1 protein-coding gene is annotated in these 261 nt (G+C 66.3%); it reads left to right on the top strand.

Annotated elements, in window-relative coordinates; translation table 11 throughout:
• Positions 1 to 58: 58 nt before the first annotated feature.
• Positions 59 to 261, top strand: a 203-nt coding sequence (locus tag AC3II9_RS21950) for a hypothetical protein (RefSeq protein WP_489158834.1), incomplete at its 3' end; no start/stop codon positions are given.

Here is a 261-nt window from a genome sequence, read left to right on the forward strand (position 1 = left end):
GCCCTTGTCGTTTTGCGTTGTCCCTGTTTGAACAACGCCAATCTTGAAGGACAGTGTCATGCACCAGCAGGCAATAGACAAGCCGAACGCGTCGCCCCGCCACCCTGATGCCCAGGCGGGCTTCGCGCGCCAGCTGGACCAGCGGATCACCCATCACCTGTCCCAGCTTGCGCCCGCGCCCGCCCGCCTGGTCGAGGCCGCACGCGATGCCATGTCCAGCGGCAAGCGGCTGCGGCCCTATCTGCTGCATCTGGTCGCGGG

This window comes from Lysinibacillus sp. RU7 (assembly GCF_057837305.1).